Below are 577 nucleotides of genomic sequence, written 5' to 3' on the forward strand. Positions count from 1 at the left end.
GAACAGGTAATTAGGGCTAAGTCGTAACAAGGTAGCCGTACCGGAAGGTGCGGCTGGATCACCTCCTTTCTGGAGCGGCCTTGCTCACGACGTTATAAGTATAAAGTAGAGTAGCTTGGTAATACTCTTTGTTTGTTTCCTCATTCAAATAATTTTTGAATACGGATTCTACGTTTGCCTTCGGGTATCGTCGAAACCCGGGCTTGTAGCTCAGGTGGTTAGAGCGCTACACTGATAATGTAGAGGTCCGTGGTTCGAGTCCACGCAGGCCCACTGTAACTAGCGGGATTGCTGCTGGATACGAAACTCGGGGGATTAGCTCAGCTGGCTAGAGCACCTGCCTTGCACGCAGGGGGTCAACGGTTCGAATCCGTTATTCTCCACCACATAATATAATATGAATCAGCTCAATTGGAGCTTATTCACGAAGTCATCAGATAACAGGATGACACACGTTCTTTGACGTAAGGGGTAACAAAAACGAAGCGTAGCGCACTTGGAGTTCGCAAGAACTCAATCAAACAAGTGTTGATTACGAAAGAGAAGTAAGCAAGAGCACACGGGGGATGCCTAGGGT

General features: G+C 47.7%; 2 tRNA genes and 1 rRNA gene. All 3 read left to right on the forward strand.

Annotation, left to right across the window (positions count from 1 at the left end):
• Positions 1-69, forward strand: a 16S ribosomal RNA gene (locus tag ACYVDE_RS25685); the annotation flags it as partial.
• Between the two features lie 130 nt (positions 70-199).
• A tRNA-Ile gene (locus ACYVDE_RS25690) sits at positions 200-273 on the forward strand.
• Between the two features lie 36 nt (positions 274-309).
• Positions 310-386 (forward strand) — tRNA-Ala (locus ACYVDE_RS25695).
• Positions 387-577 lie beyond the last annotated feature (191 nt).

The sequence above is a fragment of the Hymenobacter agri genome, assembly GCF_054778495.1.